The organism is Actinosynnema sp. NPDC053489 (genome assembly GCF_044544865.1).
Taxonomy (GTDB): Bacteria; Actinomycetota; Actinomycetes; order Mycobacteriales; family Pseudonocardiaceae; genus Actinosynnema.
Window position 1 is genome coordinate 430,611 of sequence record NZ_JBITXT010000003.1, and the last position, 16,490, is coordinate 447,100.

Sequence of the window (16,490 nt, forward strand, 5' to 3'; positions counted from 1 at the left end):
TCGCTCTCGCGCGCCTCCCCCCCCCCCCCCCCCCCCCCCGCCGGCGCCCGGGGGGGGGGGGGGGGCCCCCCCCCCGGGGGCGGCGCCGGGGGGGGGGGGGGGGCCGCGGGCCCCCCCCCCCCCACCCCTCTTCGCGTGTCCGGCGCGTCTCGCCCGGACGGCTCACCGCTACTGGGACAGTGGGAGGATGTCGGTGCAGCAAACGACCTCGCACGGCGTCGTGACGGACTCCGTGCGCCCGCCCGAGTTCTCCCGCGCCGAACACGTGCGGGTGCTCACGATGACGGCCGCCGGTTCGGTGGTCATCGGCTACGCGGGCGTGGCCGCGCTGCTCGCGCTGATCTCCTCGACGGCCGCGCACGCGTCGTTCTCCACGACCGGCGTGCTGACCGCCGCCGCGCCGGGCTGGCTGGCCGCGCACCACGTGCCGCTGCGCTTCGACGGCGGCCAGCTCGGCCTGCTGCCGCTGCTGCCGACGGCGCTGGTGATGCTGCTGGTGTACCGGGCGGCGGCCGGCGCGGCGGACCGGCTGGGGCTGTTCGAGCCGTTGCAGGCGCGGTCGGTGGTGTTCGGCATCGCCGGGGCGCACGCCGGGGTCGGTGGGCTGATCGCGTTCCTGATGGGTGACGAGGGCCCGGTCCGGGCCACGCCCGCGGTGGCGTTCTTCGGCTGCGCCGCGGTGTCGGGGGTGGCGGCGGTCGCCGGTGTGGCACAGCGCTGCGGCCTGGTGGAGGTCGTGTTCGAGCGGATCGACCCGGTGGCGCGGCGCGGGTTGCGCGCGGGGGCGGCGGCGTTGTTCGCGCTGGCCGCGACGGGCGCGCTGGTGCTGGCGCTGGGGCTGTTGTCCTCGTGGTCGACCACGGCGTCGCTGTTCGACCAGACGGGCGGCACGATCGGCACCGGCCTGGGCATCTGGCTGCTGTGCCTGGCGTACCTGCCCAACGCGGTGATCGGCGCGCTGTCGTACGTGGTCGGCTCCGGGTTCTCGATCGGCGCGGTGCTGGTCGGCCCGCTGGAGTTCACCGGCGGCCCGGTGCCCGCCGTGCCGCTGCTGGCGGCGCTGCCCGAGCAGCAGGCGGGCTGGCTGCCGCTCGTGCTGGTGCTGCCGGGCGTGATCGCGGTGCTGGTCGGGTTCTCGCTGCGCGACGCGGCGGAGACGCCCCGGGCCCGGGTGCGCGCGGTGCTGGTCGCGGCGGTCACCGCGGGCGTCGGCACGCTCGTGCTGGCGGCGGTGGCCGGCGGCGCGCTGGGCGGCGGGGTGTTCAGCCCGGTCACGATCCCGGCGGGCCTGCTGGCCGTGCTCACGTTCGGTTGGCTCGCCGTGCCGGGCGCCGCAGTGGCCTGGTTCGCCGGCCCCCGGCCGCCCCGCGCGGTGCCGCCCGCGCCCGTCGCGGAGGAGGACGCCGCCGAGGACGCCGCCGAGGACGACGCCGCCGGGGAAGACGCCGCGGTGGACGACCCCGACGAGGACTACGACGACGAGGATTACGACGACGAGGACGACGAGGACGACGAGGTCCGGTACGACGAGGACGACGAGGAGTACGAGGACGAGGCCGAGGAGGAAGAGGACGACGAGGAGGACGAGGAGGACGACGGGGAGTTCGACCACGAGTTGGACGAGTACGACGACCTCGAGGAGTTCGACGCGTTCGAGGACGAGGCCGACGTCGACCCCGCGGACGACCCCTCCGACGATCCCGCGGCCGAGTCCCCGGACGATCCCGGGTCCGGCGGCGACCCGGGTCCCGGTGGCGACGCGGACCCGGACCTGGCCGACAAGCCCCGCTAGGCAACGCCTAGGCTGCTCTTGAGCTGCTGTGACAGTCCCCAGCAAGGAGAGCACGCTGAGCGCCGCGACCACACTCCGGCTTCCCGTCCCCGCCAGGGTCGTCGTCCTCGTCTCCGGTTCCGGCACCCTGATGCAGGCGTTGCTGGACGCGGCGGCCGACCCCGGATACCCGGTCGAGGTGGTCGCCGTCGGCGCGGACCGCGACGGCATCGAGGGGCTCGACCGCGCCGCCCGCGCCGGCGTCCCCTCCTTCTCGGTGAAGCTGCGCGACCACGCCGACCGCGAGGCGTGGGACACCGCGCTGGCCGACGCCGTCGAGGCCCACGAACCCGACCTGGTGGTCTCCGCCGGGTTCATGAAGATCCTCGGACCCGCCTTCCTGGCCCGCTTCGGCGGCCGGATGGTCAACACCCACCCCGCGCTGCTGCCCGCCTTCCCCGGCGCGCACGGCGTCCGCGACGCCGTCGACTACGGCGTGAAGGTGACCGGTGCGACCGTGCACCTGGTGGACGGTGGCGTGGACACCGGGCCGATCCTGGCCCAGGAGGCGGTCGTCGTCGCCGATGACGACGACGTCGAGAGCCTGCACGAGCGCATCAAGGTGGTGGAGCGGCGGCTGCTGGTCGACGTGGTCGCCCGACTGGCCCGCGAGGGCTGCACCGTGAACGGACGAAAGGTGAGCATCCCGTGACCACTCCTGCCGAGAGGCGACCGGTCCGCCGGGCCCTGATCGGGGTTTCCGACAAGTCGGGGCTGGTGGAACTGGCCACCGGCCTGCACGCGGCCGGGGTCGAGATCGTCTCGACCGGCGGCACGGCGCGCGCGCTGGCCGACGCGGGCGTGCCCGTCACGCCGGTGGAGCGGATCACCGGGTTCCCGGAGGCGCTCGACGGCCGGGTGAAGACGCTGCACCCCGGCGTGCACGCGGGCCTGCTCGCCGACACCCGCCGCCCGGAGCACGTGGAGGAGCTGCGCGGGCTGGGCATCGAGCCGTTCGACCTGCTCGTGGTGAACCTGTACCCGTTCGCGCGGACGGTGGCGTCCGGCGCGTCGGCCGACGAGTGCGTCGAGCAGATCGACATCGGCGGTCCGGCGATGGTGCGCGCGTCGGCGAAGAACCACGCCAGCGTCGCCGTCGTCGTGGACCCGGACCGGTACGCGTGGGTGCTGGAGCAGGTGCGGGCCGGCGGCTTCACGCTCGCCGACCGGCAGGGGCTGGCCGTGGACGCGTTCCGGCACACCGCGTCCTACGACGTGGCCGTGGCGTCGTGGCTGGGCAACGTCGTCGCGCCCGACGACGAGGGCTCCGGCTTCCCGGGCTGGGTCGGCGCGACCTGGAACCGCAAGCAGGTGCTGCGCTACGGCGAGAACCCGCACCAGCGGGCGGCGCTGTACACGCAGGGCGACGGCCGGACCGGGCTGGCGACGGCGGAGCAGCTGCACGGCAAGGAGATGTCCTACAACAACTTCGTCGACGCCGACGCGGCGTGGCGGGCGGCGTGGGACCACGAGCTGCCGTGCGTGGCGATCATCAAGCACGCCAACCCGTGCGGCATCGCGGTGTCCCGGGTGGACGGTCCCGGCGCGATCGCCGAGGCGCACCGCAACGCGCACGCGTGCGACCCGGTCAGCGCGTTCGGCGGCGTGATCGCGGCGAACCGCGAGGTGACCGTGGAGATGGCCGAGCAGGTGGCGGAGATCTTCACCGAGGTCGTCATCGCGCCCTCCTACGCCGACGGCGCGGTGGACGTGCTGACGCGCAAGAAGAACGTGCGCATCCTGGTCGCGCCGGAGCCGGTGCGCGGCGGCGTGGAGACGCGCGCGGTGTCCGGCGGGTTGCTGGTGCAGACCTCGGACACCATCGAGGCCGAGGGCGACGACCCGGCCAAGTGGACGCTGGCGTGCGGCACGCCGCTGGACGAGGACGGCCTGGCCGACCTGGCGTTCGCGTGGCGGGCCTGCCGGGCGGTGAAGTCCAACGCCATCCTGCTCGCGTCCGGCGGTGCGACCGTCGGCGCGGGCATGGGCCAGGTCAACCGGGTCGACGCGGCCCGGCTGGCGGTGGCCCGCGCCGGTGACCGCGCGCGGGGCTCGGTGGCGGCGTCGGACGCGTTCTTCCCGTTCCCGGACGGGTTGGAGGTGCTGCTGGAGGCCGGTGTGCGCGCCGTCGTGCAGCCGGGTGGGTCGGTGCGCGACGCCGAGGTGATCGCGGCGGCCGAGGCGGCCGGGGTGACGGTGTACCTGACGGGCACGCGGCACTTCGCGCACTAGGGTTCGCCGGTCCGGGGGCTCCTCGCCGCGCGCGGGGAGCCCCCGGACCGTTCCCGGGCTACTCCGTCAGCTCCTCGGCCGTTCGGACGGCCACGGCCTCGGCGTCGGCGAGCGGGAAGGCCGAGTCGGTGAAGAAGCCCTTGTCGTGGCCCTGGTAGCGGATGTTCCACACCACCGTGCCCTTGCGGACCAGCAGGTTGACCTCGGTGAGGTCGGCGGGCGAGGACGGGATGACGATCATCGCCTCGTCGCCGACGTCGAGGGGCTTGGCCTGGTCGCCGGTGGCGTAGGAGGTGAGGCTCGCGTAGTTGCCGCGCGCCTGCTCGGCGTTGCGGTCCGGCTTGTCGGAGAACGTCGTGAAGTCGTAGACGAGGAAGCTGAGGCGGCGCGGGTCGCGGCCGTCCCTGCCCTTGGTCTGCTCCCAGGCGCAGTGCGCCTGCTTCATGCCCTTCCTGGCGTCGGTGGGCGCCTGGATGAGGCGGAAGCTGCTGACGTGCGCCTGCGACTTGAGGTCGTCGCTCAGCCGGCACTGGGCGATCGGGTCGGTGCCGGGGCCGCCGCCGGGTTCGTCGACGTAGGCGAGGTAGCGCGCACCGAGGACGCCGGCGGCGGCGAGCGCGATCACGGCGATGACGATGCCGGCGACGAGGCCGCCCCGCTTCTTGCGCCGCGGTGCGGGCTGCCGGAGCCCGGGGCCGCCGGGTGCCGGGCCGGTGTGCTGCGGCCAGTGCTGCGGGTACCGGGGCTGGTGTTGGTGCGGTTGCGGCGAGTTCACGGTTCCCCCCGTGGTGCGGTCGGTGCGCGCGGAGCAGTCTGCCGGCCACTCGATCGGGGACACGTCCGCCATTGACAGCGGGTGGCCGGTCCGCGATAAGATCATGCTGTCGTTCGAACACGTGTTCGACAGACAGGTCGCCGAACTTCCCACGGCGGTCCGCGCACAGGGGTGCGCGCGGATCAGTGGGAGGAGGGCGGGTGTCCAGGTCGGCAACGGCGACGCTGACCGCGCTCGGGGTAGGCGCGGCGAGCGAGCTGACCGCGGCACCGGCTCGGGCCCTGCCGGTTCGCGGGGAACTGGCAGGGCTCCTCCCGTGGGGTGGCCTGCGGCGGGGCAGCACGGTGTCGGTGCGAGGGTCGACGTCGTTGCTGCTCGCGCTGATGGCCGAGGCGACGGGTGAAGGATGCTGGGCGGCCGTGGTCGGCCTGCCGGGGTGTGGGGCACTCGCGGCGGCCGAGCTCGGCGTGGCCGTCCACCGGCTCGCCCTGGTCCCCCGACCTGGCCGGGACCAGGGCGAGGTCCAGAAGACGGTGGCCGCGCTGCTGGACGGGTTCGACCTCGTGGCGCTGGCCGGCCCGGTCTCGCCCGCGACGGCGCGCAAGCTCTCGTCCCGGGCGCGCCACCGCGAGTCGGTCCTGCTGCCGTTCGCGACCCCGTGGCCGGGCGCGGACGTGGAGCTGGAGGTCACCTCGGCGAGGTGGGCGGGCCTGGGAGCGGGCCACGGCCTGCTGACCACGCGGACCGCGACCGTCCGGGCGACGGGCCGGGGAGCCGCCGCCCGGCCGCGGCACACGACCCTGGCACTGCCCGGCCCGGCCGAAGCGCCGCGGAAGCGCCTGTTCCCCTTGACGACCGCCGAACTCGCGAGCCAACCGCTCCCGACCGCCACCGCCTCGGCCGGCCGCGTCGCCGACGCCCGGTTATCCACCGCACCCACCACCCGTTCACGGGCGGCCGATCTGCCGCCCGGCGCGCTCTCGGCGGCGGGTGACGCTCCGGGTGAAGGTGCGCCTGCCGAGCGCCCGCTGGTCGTGCTCTCCGATTCGCCAACCGGCGTCGGTGTCGTCCTGGTCGCGCTCGCTCCGGTCGCCGGTGCGCCTGCCGGGTGTTCCTTGGCCGGGTGTTCGCCGGCCGGGTGTTCGCCGGTCGGGTGTTCGCCGGTCGGGTGTTCGCCGGTCGGGTGTTCGCCGGTCGGGTGTTCGCCGGTCGGGTGTTCGCCGGTCGAGTGTTCGCCTGCCGGGTGTTCCCTGGTTGGGCGCGGGCCTGTCGGGAGTTGGCCTGTCGGGAGTGGACCTGTCGGGAGTGGACCTGTCGGGTGTGCCTCAGTCGGGTGGGCGGCGCCCGACCTGCCTGCCGCGGGGTCGTCGCGCTCGGCCGACCTGTCCGCCGGCGAGGTGCCCGTCGGTCCGGTGCCGCGGGTCGGCTCGGTCCCGCTCACCGCGAGGCGTTCCTGCGGCGTCGGCCGCCGATCGCGGCGTGCGGCGCTGTCGTCGCGGGGTGAGCCGTGCCCGTCCCGAATTCGATCGAAGAGGTGAATCCGCTGTACACGCTCGCCGTGTGGTGCCCGGACTGGCCGGTGGTGGCCGCTTCCGCCGAGGCGTCGTTGGCGCCGCACCTGCCTGCCGCCGTCGTCGCGGCGGGCGAGGTCGTCGCCTGTTCGGCGGTCGCGCGGGCGGAAGGGGTGCGGCGGGGGATGCGTCGGCGCGCGGCCCAGGCGCAGTGCCCGGAGTTGGCCGTCTTCGAGCACGACGAGGTGCGCGACGCGCGGTTCTTCGAGCCGGTCGCGGCGGCGGTGGAGGAGCTCGCGACGGGGATCGAGGTGGTGCGACCAGGGCTGGTGGTGGTCGCCGCCCAGGGCCCCGTCGGGTACTTCAAGTCCCCCGAGTCGGCCGCCGAACGCCTGGTCGACCACGTCGCGGTCCGCGCCGGCGTCGAGGCGCAGGTCGGGTTCGCCGACGGGCTGTTCGCGTCGACGCTGGCCGCGCACCGCGGGGTGGTCGTGCCGCCCGGTCGGGCCCGCGACTTCCTCGCGCCACTGGGCGTCCACGAACTCGACCAACCCGCCGAGCACCGGGCCGACCGAGCCGCGCTGGTCGACCTGCTGCGCCGCCTCGGCCTGCGCACGCTGGGCGCGTTCGCCGCCGTCCCCGAGCGGGACGTCGCCACCCGCTTCGGCCGTGCCGGGGTGATGGCGCACCGACTGGCCGCGGGTCTGGAGGAACGTCCGAGGTCACGCCGCCGCCCGCCGGCCGACCTGTCGGTCACCCGGGAGCTGGACCCGCCGGTCGACCGGGTCGACGCGGCCGCGTTCGCCGCCAAGGGCCTCGCCGAACACCTGCACGCCGGCCTCGCCGGCCGCGGCCTGGCGTGCACCCGGCTGGGCATCCGGGCCACCACCGAGAACGGCGAGGAGCTGCACCGCGTGTGGCGCTGCGCCGACCCGCTCATCCCGCAGGGCATCGCGGACCGGGTCCGGTGGCAGCTCGACGGCTGGCTCACCAGGGCCAACCTCGCCGGGGCCGACCTCACCAGGGCCGGTCTCACCGGGACCGGACCCACCGCCGGCATCCGGCAGCTCCACCTCGACCCCGAGGAGGTGGTCGACGCCACCGCGCTGCAACCGGGTCTGTGGCCGGGCGCGGGGCAGGACCAGGGCGAGGCGGCCGAACGCGCGGCGCGCGCGATGGTGCACGTCCAGGGCCTGCTCGGACCGGACGCCGTGCTCACGCCCGTGCTCGGCGGCGGGCGCGGACCGGTGGAGCGGGTGCGGCTGGTGCCGTGGGGCGACGAGCGCACCCCGGCGACGAACCCGGACCAGCCGTGGCCGGGACGACTGCCCGCGCCGTCGCCCGCGACCGTGTTCCCCGAACCGGAGCCGGTCGCGCTGCTGGACGAGTCGGGCGCGGACGTCGTGGTCACCGGCTACGCCGAGCTGGTCGTGCGACCGCACCGGATCGTGCACGGCGGGCGGGCGCGGCAGGTCGTGGCCTGGTCGGGGCCGTGGCCGGTGGACGAGCGCTGGTGGGACGCGGAGACCGCGCTGCGCGGTGCCCGACTGCAGGTGCTGGGAACCGCGGCGGACGGTGAGGAGCAGGCCTTCCTCCTGATCCGCTCGGGTGGCAAGTGGGCGGTGGAAGGGGTGTACGACTGATGAGCGGTGACTTCTTCGAGCAGGATCGCGATCGCCGTGGTCTGGCCGAGTGGTTGAACGCCCGGGCTGTCGAGGGCCCGGACGGGGACGCCTGGAGCGGTGGTCGCGCTGCGGGTGGCGGGCCTGAGAGAGACGAGGCTGCGGGTGGTGGCGCTGCGGGGAGCCGTGCTGTGGACGACCGCGCTGCGGATGACCGTGCCGCGGATGCCCGTGCTGCGGGTGATCAGACCGCGGGCGATCAAGCCGCGGATGCCCGTGCGGCGGGCGAACGGGCGGCGCGTGAGCGGCGTGATGCGGCCGATCGCGTCGGCGGGCCGGCGTACGTGGTGAGCTTCGGTTGGTTGCCGTCGTGGTTGCCCCCGGAGGAGCCGGCGTTGGCCATCCCGGTACCTCGGCGCCCGCAGGACGACCTGCCCCGCTGGCGCGAACCGCGCTGATGGGCTGGAACAACCCACCGGTCCGGTGGACCGAGCTGGAGCGCGCGCTGTCGGGGAAGCCCCCGGTACCCGACGGCGGCGACAGCCCGGCGTGGACGTACCGCCGCGACCGGTACGAGGCACCGCCCGACTTCACGGTCAAGGTGGACGACCTCGGCGCGACCCGCGCCCGCGTGCCGTACGTCGAGCTGCACTGCCACTCCAACTTCAGCTTCCTCGACGGCGCGAGCCACCCGGAGGAACTGGTGGAGGGCGCGCAGCAGCTCGGGCTGGACGGCCTGGCGCTGACCGACCACGACGGCATGTACGGCGTGGTGCGGTTCGCCGAGGCCGCCAAGGAACTCGGGGTGCGCACGGTGTTCGGCGCGGAACTGAGCCTCGGGCTGTCCGCGCCGCAGAACGGCGTGCCCGACCCCGAGGGCGAGCACCTGCTCCTGCTCGCCACCGACCGCGCCGGCTACCACGCGTTGTGCCGCACGATCACCACCGGCCAGCTCGCCGACGGCAGCGAGAAGGGCCGCCCGGTCTACCGGTTGGAGGAGGTGGTCGCCGACACCCGGGACGACTGCGTCGTGCTCACCGGCTGCCGCAAGGGCGCGGTGCGCCGGGCGTTGGCGCGGGAGGGACCGGAGGCGGCGTTCGCGCAGCTGCGCAGGCTCGTGGACCTGTACGGCGCGGACCGGGTGTTCGTCGAGCTGACCGACCACGGCTACCCCGAGGACGGCCCGCGCAACGACCTGCTGTGGGGCATGGCCCACGACCTGGGGCTGCCGGCCGTGGCGACGAACGCCGTGCACTACGCGGTGCCCGCCCGCGGCCGGTTGGCGGCGGCGATGGCGGCGGTGCGGGCCCGGCGCAGCCTGGACGAGCTGGCCGGGTGGCTGCCGCCCGGCCGCACGGCGTGCCTGCGGTCCGGCGAGGAGATGGCCCGCCGGTTCGCCCGGTTCCCCGGCGCGGTGCACCGCTCGGCCGTGCTCGGCCTGCAGTGCCAGTTCGACCTCAAGCTGATCGCGCCGCAACTGCCGCCGTTCGACGTGCCCGCCGGGCACGACGAGAACAGCTACCTGCGGCACCTCACCTACGAGGGCGCCGCCCGCCGCTACCGCTCCATCGGCGAGAACCCCAGGGCCTACCAGCAGGTCGAACACGAGCTGAAGATCATCGAGAAGTTGGACTTCCCCGGTTACTTCCTCGTCGTGCACGACATCGTCTCGTTCTGCCGGCGCAACGACATCCTCTGCCAGGGCCGCGGCTCGGCCGCGAACTCCGCGGTCTGCTACGCCCTCGGCATCACCAACGTCGACGCCGTCCGCTTCGACCTCCTCTTCGAACGATTCCTGGCACCGGCCCGCGACGGGCCTCCCGACATCGACCTCGACATCGAGTCCGACCGCCGCGAGGAGGTCATCCAGTACGTCTACCGCAAGTACGGACGACGCCACGCCGCCCAGGTCGCCAACGTCATCAGCTACCGCGGCCGGTCGGCGATCCGGGACGTCGCACGGGCTCTCGGCCACTCGGTCGGCCGGCAGGACGCGTGGAGCAAGCAGATCGACCGCTGGGGACCGCTGAGGTCCACGGTGGAGGAAGGCGGCATACCGCGCCCGGTGCTGGAGCTGGCCGCCGAGCTGGAGAACTTCCCGCGCCACCTCGGCATCCACTCCGGCGGCATGGTCATCTGCGACCGGCCGGTCAGCGAGGTGTGCCCGGTCGAGAAGGGCCGGATGACCGACCGCACGGTGTTGCAGTGGGACAAGGACGATTGCGCCTCCATCGGGTTGGTGAAGTTCGACCTGCTCGGCCTGGGCATGCTGTCGGCGTTGCACTACGCCATCGACCTGGTGCGCGAGCACGAGGGCGTCGAAGTCGACATCGGCAACCTCGACCTGAACGACGCGAACGTCTACGAGATGTTGCGGCGCGCCGACTCGGTGGGCGTGTTCCAGGTGGAGAGCCGCGCCCAGATGGCGACCCTGCCCCGGCTCAAGCCGCGGACGTTCTACGACCTGGTGGTGGAGGTGGCGCTGATCCGCCCCGGCCCGATCCAGGGCGGCTCGGTGCACCCCTACATCCGCCGCCGCAACGGCGAGGAGAAGTGGGACTACGACCACCCCCTGCTGGAGGGCGCGCTCAAGAAGACCCTCGGCGTGCCGCTGTTCCAGGAACAGCTCATGCAGATCGCCGTCGACGTGGCCGACTTCAGCCCCGCCGAGGCCGACGAACTGCGGCGCGCCATGGGCGCCAAGCGCTCCACTCACCGCATGGAACGCCTCCGTGAACGTTTCCACGAGGGAGCCAAGGCCAACGGCATCGGTCACGAGCTGTCCGGGAAGATCTACGCGAAGCTCTTGGCCTTCGCCAATTTCGGCTTCCCCGAGAGCCACGCGCTCAGCTTCGCGCACCTCGTGTTCGTCAGCGCCTGGTTCAAGCTCTACCACCCGGCCGCGTTCTGCGCGGCGTTGCTGCGTGCTCAGCCCATGGGCTTCTACTCCCCTCAATCGTTGGTCGCGGACGCCCGCCGCCACGGCGTGCGCGTGCTCGGTCCGGACGTGAACGCCGGCCTCGCCCACGCCACCCTGGAACTGGTGGACGGTGCCCAGGCCGTGCGCATCGGCCTGGGCGGCATCCGCACCATCGGTCGGCAGGTCGCCGAGGACGTCGTCGCGCAACGGGAGTCGGGCGGCCCGTTCCGCGACATGGCGGACTTCGGCGCGCGGGTCCGCCTGACCACGGCGCAGGTGGAAGCCATGGCCACGGCGGGCGCGTTCGGGTGCTTCGGGGTGGACCGGCGCGCCGCCCTGTGGTCGGCCGGTGCCGTGGCGAGGAACCGACCTGACCGCCTGCCCGGCACCGCTGTCGGCACCGAGGCACCCGCCCTGCCCGGGATGGACGACATCGAGCTGGCCGTCGCCGACGTCTGGGCGATGGGCCTGTCACCGGACAGCTTCCCGACCGAGTTCATCCGGGACCGCCTGACGGCGCTGGGGGCCCTGACCACCGCGGACCTGGCCGAGGTCCCCAACGGCACCAGGGTGTTGATCGGCGGCGCGGTGACCCACCGGCAACGACCCGGTACCGCGGGCGGGGTCACGTTCCTCAACATCGAGGACGAGACCGGGATGGTCAACGTCGTGTGCACCAAGGGCTTGTGGGCCCGCTATCGGAAGGTCGCCCGGACCAGCCCCGCCTTGCTGATCCGGGGGGTGGTGGAGTCGGCGGAAGGGGTGATCAGCGTTCGGGCGGAGCGGTTGCAGCGGTTGGACTTGCGCATTCCTTCGCGGTCGCGGGATTTCCGGTGATCGAGGTGTTGGTTTTGGGTTGAGGTCAGGTTGAGGTGGGTGGTTGCGTTCCGACTCCGACCAGCCTGAGGAACCCGAACCCGGTCAAGTCGGGGCTTGGTGGGCGGTTCCGGTTTTGCGATTGGCGGGTGGGTTCGCGAACTGTCGTGGGGTGGCGGGGACGGTGCAGTGGTGGACAGGTTGTGGGTGGTTAGGGGTCGGGTTTGGTGTAGGTGGTGAAGGTGACGCCCGTGTCGAAGGTTCTCGTGGTGGATTTCGTGAAGCGGGTGGTGGGGGAGTCGCCGGCAAAGAGGGGGATTCCCCTCCCGAGCACGATCGGGTGGGTTTTCAGGATCAGTTCGTCGATCTCCGGCAGGAGGGTGGCGGCCAGGCGGCCACCACCGCGCAGCCAGATCCCCAGACCCGGCTCTTCCTTCAGTTCGCGGACCTTCGGCAGCGGGTCGGCGATCACTTCGACGTCGGGTGGGGTGGTGGTCAGCCTGGTGGACACGACGTATTGGCGCAGGTGTGGGTAGGGGCTCGGCGGGCCGCCCGGGACTTGGTAGGTGGCGCGGCCCATCAGGACCGTGTCGAAGTCCTTGGTGGGGGTGTCGATGCCCATCGCCTCGCGGACCTGGGCGGGCAAGGTGTCGGGGTACTCCTCGACCACGGCGGTCATGTGGTCGCCTTCGAGGAGGAAGTCGCCGGAGCCGCCCTTCGGGTCGGCGATGAAGCCGTCGAGCGAGGTGGCGACGAAGTAGGTCAGGGTCCGCATTTCCTTCTCCTTCGGAGGTTGGGTGACCACTACGAATGTAGTACTATGGCTGTAGTGGTTGTCAAGGAGGGATCTTGTGCGTAACCCGAACAGGCGTGTCGCGCTCGTCAACGCGGCAATCGAGGTGCTCGCGCGCGAAGGGGCGCGAGGGCTGACGTTCCGGGCCGTCGACCAGGAGGCCGAGGTCCCCAACGGGACGGCTTCGAACTACTTCGCCAGTCGTGACGACCTGTTGCGGCAGGTCGGGGAGCACGTCCACGTGCGGTTGTCACCGGATGCGCGGAGGTTGGCCGAGGTGGCGGCCGGGCCGCCCGACCGGAGCGTCGCGGTGCGGCTGTTGCAGGAGCTGCTGGAACAACGCCTCCAGGTCGACCGCACGGGTTACCTGGCGCTGCTGGAACTCCGGCTGGAGGCGACGAGGCGGCCGGAGCTCCAGGCCGCGCTGACCAGGACGATCAGCGAGAGCCTGGAGCGGAACGTCCGGTTCCACCTGGACGCGGGGTTGCCGGGCGACCGCACGACGGCGGTGTCGCTCTACCTCGCCCTGAGCGGGCTCGTGGTGGAGCGGTTGACGTTGCCCGACGTGCTGCCCGAGGCCGAGGTGGCGGAGGTGATCAAGGCACTCGTCGAACGGGCGTAGTCAGCGGTCCAGGGGGCCGCCGATGATGGTCATTGCCACGAAGATCACGGCGACGCCCAGTCCTGAGTAGAGCATCGCGTCCACGCTGCGACCCCGGATGGCGATCAGGCCCGCCTGCTCGTCGGTCACCAGGACCCGCAGCAGCGCCGCGACGAGCAGGGCGAGGCCGATCAGCACCGCGCCCTGCCGCCAGTGGTACTGCACGATCCGGAGCAGGCCCAGACCGACGACCGCGAGCACCAGCGCGAACGGCAGGTGCTTGCCCGCCGCGGACCGCCAGCGCTGTTCCGGCAACAACTCCACCGCTTCCGCCTCAGGCCGTGCGCTCGGCTGCCTCGACCGTGTTGGTCAGCAGCATCGCAATGGTCATCGGACCCGCGCCACCCGGGATCGGCGCGAGGAAGCCCGCCACCTCCGCCACGGCCGGGTGAACGTCGCCCACCAGGCCGGCCTCGGTGCGGGTGATGCCGACGTCGACCACGGCGGCACCGGGCTTGACCATGTCCGCGGTGATCAGGCCGGGGCTGCCGGCGCCGGCGACCACGATGTCCGCCCGGCGCACCTCGGCGGCCAGGTCCTTCGTGCCCGTGTGGCACAGCGTGACGGTGGCGTTCTCGGACCGCCGGGTCAGCAGCAACCCGATCGGGCGGCCGACCGTCACGCCGCGGCCGACGACGGTGACGTTCGCGCCGGACAGCGGCACGTCGTAGCGGCGCAGCAGCTCCACCACGCCGCGCGGGGTGGCGGGCAGCGGGGCCTCGTCGCCCAGCACCAGCTTGCCCAGGTTGACGGGGTGCAGTCCGTCGCCGTCCTTGCGCGGGTCGATGCGCTCCAGGACGGGGTTCGGGTCGAGGTGCCCGGGCAGCGGCAGCTGCACGATGTACGCGGTGCACGCCGGGTCGGCGTTCAGCTCGTCGATGACCTCTTCGAGCTGTGCCTGCGTGGTGTTCGCGGGCAGGTCGCGGCGGATCGAGGTGATGCCGACCTTCTCGCACGCCAGGTGCTTGCCCCGGACGTACGAGTGCGAGCCCGGGTCGTCCCCGACCAGCACGGTCGCCAGCCCCGGCGCCACCCCCCGCTCGCGCAACGCGCCGACCCGCGCCCGCAGGTCTTCGAAGATCGCGTCCCGGGTGGCCCTGCCGTTGAGGATCGTCGCAGTCACGTGCCTCATCCTCTCATCACCGCCGGCCGGGCAGCGCGGCGACCACCACCGCGATCAGCGTCAACGCCGTGCCGACCAACGCGTACGCGGACACGTACCCACCTGCGGCGGGAGCGACGACGTCCACCAGCAGCGCGCCGACGAGCTGCCCCGCCACCTGGCACAGCCCGACCAGCAGCACGCCCAGCCACCGCACCGCCAGCACGGCCGAGCCGATGGTGCAGATCCCGAGCGCGCCACCGGCGTAGAACCACGGCTCCGCGGGCGCGGCGGTGGGCAACCCGCGCACGGCCACGTCGATCGCGCACACGACGAGCAGCACGGCGGTCCCGGTGCCGAAGTTGACCAACGTCGTCACGCGCGTGCTCCGCGCCGCCTCGCGCACCAGCCCGTTCACCGCCTGCTGCCAGCCCAGCCCGACCCCGGCGAGCGCGGGCAGCAGCGCGAGCCACAGCGCCGACGGGTCGCCCAGCTCGTCCCACACGGCCACCGCGACCGCCACCACGGCCAGCGCCGCGCCGGCCACCCGCGGCCCGGTCAGCGGCACCCGCCCGGCCGGGCCCAACCCCGCCCGGTCGACCGCGAGGCTGCTGACCGCCTGCGCCCCCACGGCCGCGACGGTGAACACCGCCACGCCCAGCGCCGCGATCGTCAACCCCTGCGTGGACACGAAGAACGCGCCGGACGCCCCGCCGACGCACTGCCACCAGCGGATCCGCCCGTCCCGCAACGACGAGCGGAGCCGACCCAGCGCGGCCCGCCCGGCGGCCGTCGTCGGCACCCCGAGCAGCAGCAGCGCGAACCCGCCGCCGAACGACACCAGCGCGGCCAGGAACCCGTCGCCGAACACGTGCCCCAGCTCGCCGTTCAACCGGCCCTGGACGGCCAGGAAGGCGCCGCCGACGAACGCGAGCAGCCCGCCGACCAGCCGCACCCGGCTACCCAACGGGCACCGCCGAACGCTCCCGCACCCGGCTCGCCAGCAACGCGCCGAGCAGCGCCACCGCCGTGCTCGCCCCGGCCGCCGCGGCGGGCCCGAAGTGGTCCAACAGCGTCCCCGCCACGGGCAGCGCCGACGCCGAGCCCGCCGTGGTGAACGTGCCCATCCAGCCGAACGCCTCGGCCTTGCGGTCGTCCGGCGCGAGCGCGCTGATCCGCTGGTTGTTGGCCGCGATGGCGGGCGCGATCGCCAACCCACCCACCCCCAGGACCGCGGCGACCAACCACACCGACGACGGGTCGAGCACCGGTGGCAGCACGAGCACCAGCGGCGCGACGCCCAGCGCGACCAACAGCATCCGCCGGCTGAACGACGCCCGCCCGGTGAACCCGCCCGCGACCAGCCCGCCGACCACCGAGCCGACGCCCCACACGGCGGTCAGCACCCCGGCCATCCCGGGCCGGCCGAGGTCGCGCGCCCAGGCGATGATCACCATGTCGATCGACACCAGCGACGCCACCAGGAACAGCGCCGTCACCAGGGCCAGCACCAGCGACCCGTCGCGCAGCAGCGTCCGCCCGCCGGGCGCGCCCTCCCGGGCCACCGGCCGGTCCAGGTCCGCCCGCCGCAGCGCCCGGCCGAAGCCGACCGCGCCCAGCACCGCCAGCGCCCCGCACAGCCACAGCGCCACCTGCGCGTTCCACACCGCCACCACGGTCGCCGCCAGCGCCGGCCCGACGATGTACATGACCTCCTGCATGGACGCCTCGACGGTGAACACCGCCTGCCCCGCGGCCAGCCGGGGGAACGCCGCCCGGCTCATCGCCGTCACCGGAGGCGTGGACAGGCCGGTCAGGAACGCCACCACCACCGCCAACGGCCAAGCACCACCGGGCAGCACCGCGGGCAGCACGCCCAGCGCCGCGATGCCCAGGCCGTAACCCGACGCCGTGACCAGCAGCAACCGCCCCGCCGGGCTCCGGTCCGCCGCACGTCCCCGCAGCGGACCCGCGACGCCCATGCCCAGCGTCAACGCCCCGCCGACCACGCCGGCGATCGCGTAGGACCCCGTCCACCCGGCTATCAGGAACGACACCGCCAAGGGCGTTCCCGGCAGGTGCACGCGGCCGACCATCGACCACAGCAGCAGCGAGGGCAGGTGGGGTATCGCGGCGAGTTCCCGGTACGGACGCAGCACGGTGTGACACTCTGCCCTCCCGAACCGACAACCCGGTGCCGAATATCCGCGGGAACCCGCGGGCCTCG

The 16,490-nt window shown here is 73.8% G+C and carries 13 protein-coding genes; 7 read left to right on the forward strand and 6 right to left on the reverse strand.

Annotated features, from left to right (window positions below):
• The first annotated feature begins 187 nt into the window (after window positions 1–187).
• From ACIGNX_RS08810 to purH, 3 genes are read left to right on the forward strand one after another with little or no spacing between them, the layout of a single operon-like run.
• Window positions 188–1,792 carry a DUF6350 family protein gene (locus ACIGNX_RS08810; protein ID WP_396537815.1) on the forward strand — a complete coding sequence of 535 codons (1,605 nt, stop codon included), beginning with the start codon at window positions 188–190 and terminating at the stop codon, window positions 1,790–1,792.
• A gap of 55 nt (window positions 1,793–1,847) precedes the next feature.
• Entirely contained in the window at window positions 1,848–2,483 is a 636-nt protein-coding gene (gene purN, locus ACIGNX_RS08815; RefSeq protein WP_396538194.1) for a phosphoribosylglycinamide formyltransferase, read from the forward strand.
• Window positions 2,480–4,063, forward strand: coding sequence for a bifunctional phosphoribosylaminoimidazolecarboxamide formyltransferase/IMP cyclohydrolase (gene purH, locus ACIGNX_RS08820; protein ID WP_396537817.1), 1,584 nt, complete (start codon window positions 2,480–2,482; stop codon window positions 4,061–4,063). The genes purN and purH overlap by 4 nt, the downstream gene beginning before the upstream one ends.
• A 58-nt stretch (window positions 4,064–4,121) precedes the next feature.
• Here the strand turns inward: purH and ACIGNX_RS08825 are convergent, their stop codons facing one another.
• On the reverse strand, window positions 4,122–4,838 hold the full coding sequence (locus ACIGNX_RS08825; protein WP_396537819.1) for a hypothetical protein: 717 nt from the start codon (window positions 4,836–4,838) through the stop codon (window positions 4,122–4,124).
• Between the two features lie 1,534 nt (window positions 4,839–6,372).
• Here ACIGNX_RS08825 and ACIGNX_RS08830 point away from each other — a divergent pair.
• The 3 genes from ACIGNX_RS08830 to ACIGNX_RS08840 all read left to right on the forward strand — a co-directional run bounded on the left by ACIGNX_RS08830 (window position 6,373) and on the right by ACIGNX_RS08840 (window position 11,728).
• Window positions 6,373–7,992 (forward strand): DNA polymerase Y family protein, encoded by a 1,620-nt coding sequence (locus tag ACIGNX_RS08830; RefSeq protein WP_396537821.1) that lies wholly within the window; start codon window positions 6,373–6,375, stop codon window positions 7,990–7,992.
• Window positions 7,993–8,091: 99 nt separating this feature from the next.
• Window positions 8,092–8,322, forward strand: a complete 231-nt coding sequence (locus ACIGNX_RS08835) for a hypothetical protein (RefSeq protein WP_396537823.1) — start codon at window positions 8,092–8,094, stop codon at window positions 8,320–8,322.
• Between the two features lie 106 nt (window positions 8,323–8,428).
• On the forward strand, window positions 8,429–11,728 hold the full coding sequence (locus tag ACIGNX_RS08840; RefSeq protein ID WP_396537825.1) for an error-prone DNA polymerase: 3,300 nt from the start codon (window positions 8,429–8,431) through the stop codon (window positions 11,726–11,728).
• Between the two features lie 190 nt (window positions 11,729–11,918).
• Here the strand turns inward: ACIGNX_RS08840 and ACIGNX_RS08845 are convergent, their stop codons facing one another.
• Window positions 11,919–12,482 (reverse strand): dihydrofolate reductase family protein, encoded by a 564-nt coding sequence (locus ACIGNX_RS08845; protein ID WP_396537827.1) that lies wholly within the window; start codon window positions 12,480–12,482, stop codon window positions 11,919–11,921.
• Between the two features lie 76 nt (window positions 12,483–12,558).
• Here ACIGNX_RS08845 and ACIGNX_RS08850 point away from each other — a divergent pair, with 76 nt between their 5' ends.
• Complete coding sequence (locus tag ACIGNX_RS08850) at window positions 12,559–13,122, forward strand: TetR/AcrR family transcriptional regulator (protein ID WP_396537829.1); 564 nt, start codon at window positions 12,559–12,561, stop codon at window positions 13,120–13,122.
• Here the strand turns inward: ACIGNX_RS08850 and ACIGNX_RS08855 are convergent, their stop codons facing one another.
• From ACIGNX_RS08855 to ACIGNX_RS08870, 4 genes are read right to left on the reverse strand one after another with little or no spacing between them, the layout of a single operon-like run.
• Window positions 13,123–13,416 carry a DUF3017 domain-containing protein gene (locus ACIGNX_RS08855; protein WP_396538196.1) on the reverse strand — a complete coding sequence of 98 codons (294 nt, stop codon included), beginning with the start codon at window positions 13,414–13,416 and terminating at the stop codon, window positions 13,123–13,125.
• Between the two features lie 19 nt (window positions 13,417–13,435).
• A complete protein-coding gene (locus ACIGNX_RS08860; RefSeq protein WP_396537831.1) occupies window positions 13,436–14,284 on the reverse strand; it encodes a bifunctional methylenetetrahydrofolate dehydrogenase/methenyltetrahydrofolate cyclohydrolase in 849 nt (282 codons plus the stop codon).
• A 16-nt stretch (window positions 14,285–14,300) separates the two neighbouring features.
• Window positions 14,301–15,218, reverse strand: coding sequence for a DMT family transporter (locus tag ACIGNX_RS08865; RefSeq protein WP_396537833.1), 918 nt, complete (start codon window positions 15,216–15,218; stop codon window positions 14,301–14,303).
• A gap of 4 nt (window positions 15,219–15,222) precedes the next feature.
• Window positions 15,223–16,422, reverse strand: a complete 1,200-nt coding sequence (locus tag ACIGNX_RS08870; protein WP_396537835.1) for an MFS transporter — start codon at window positions 16,420–16,422, stop codon at window positions 15,223–15,225.
• Window positions 16,423–16,490: the final 68 nt, after the last annotated feature.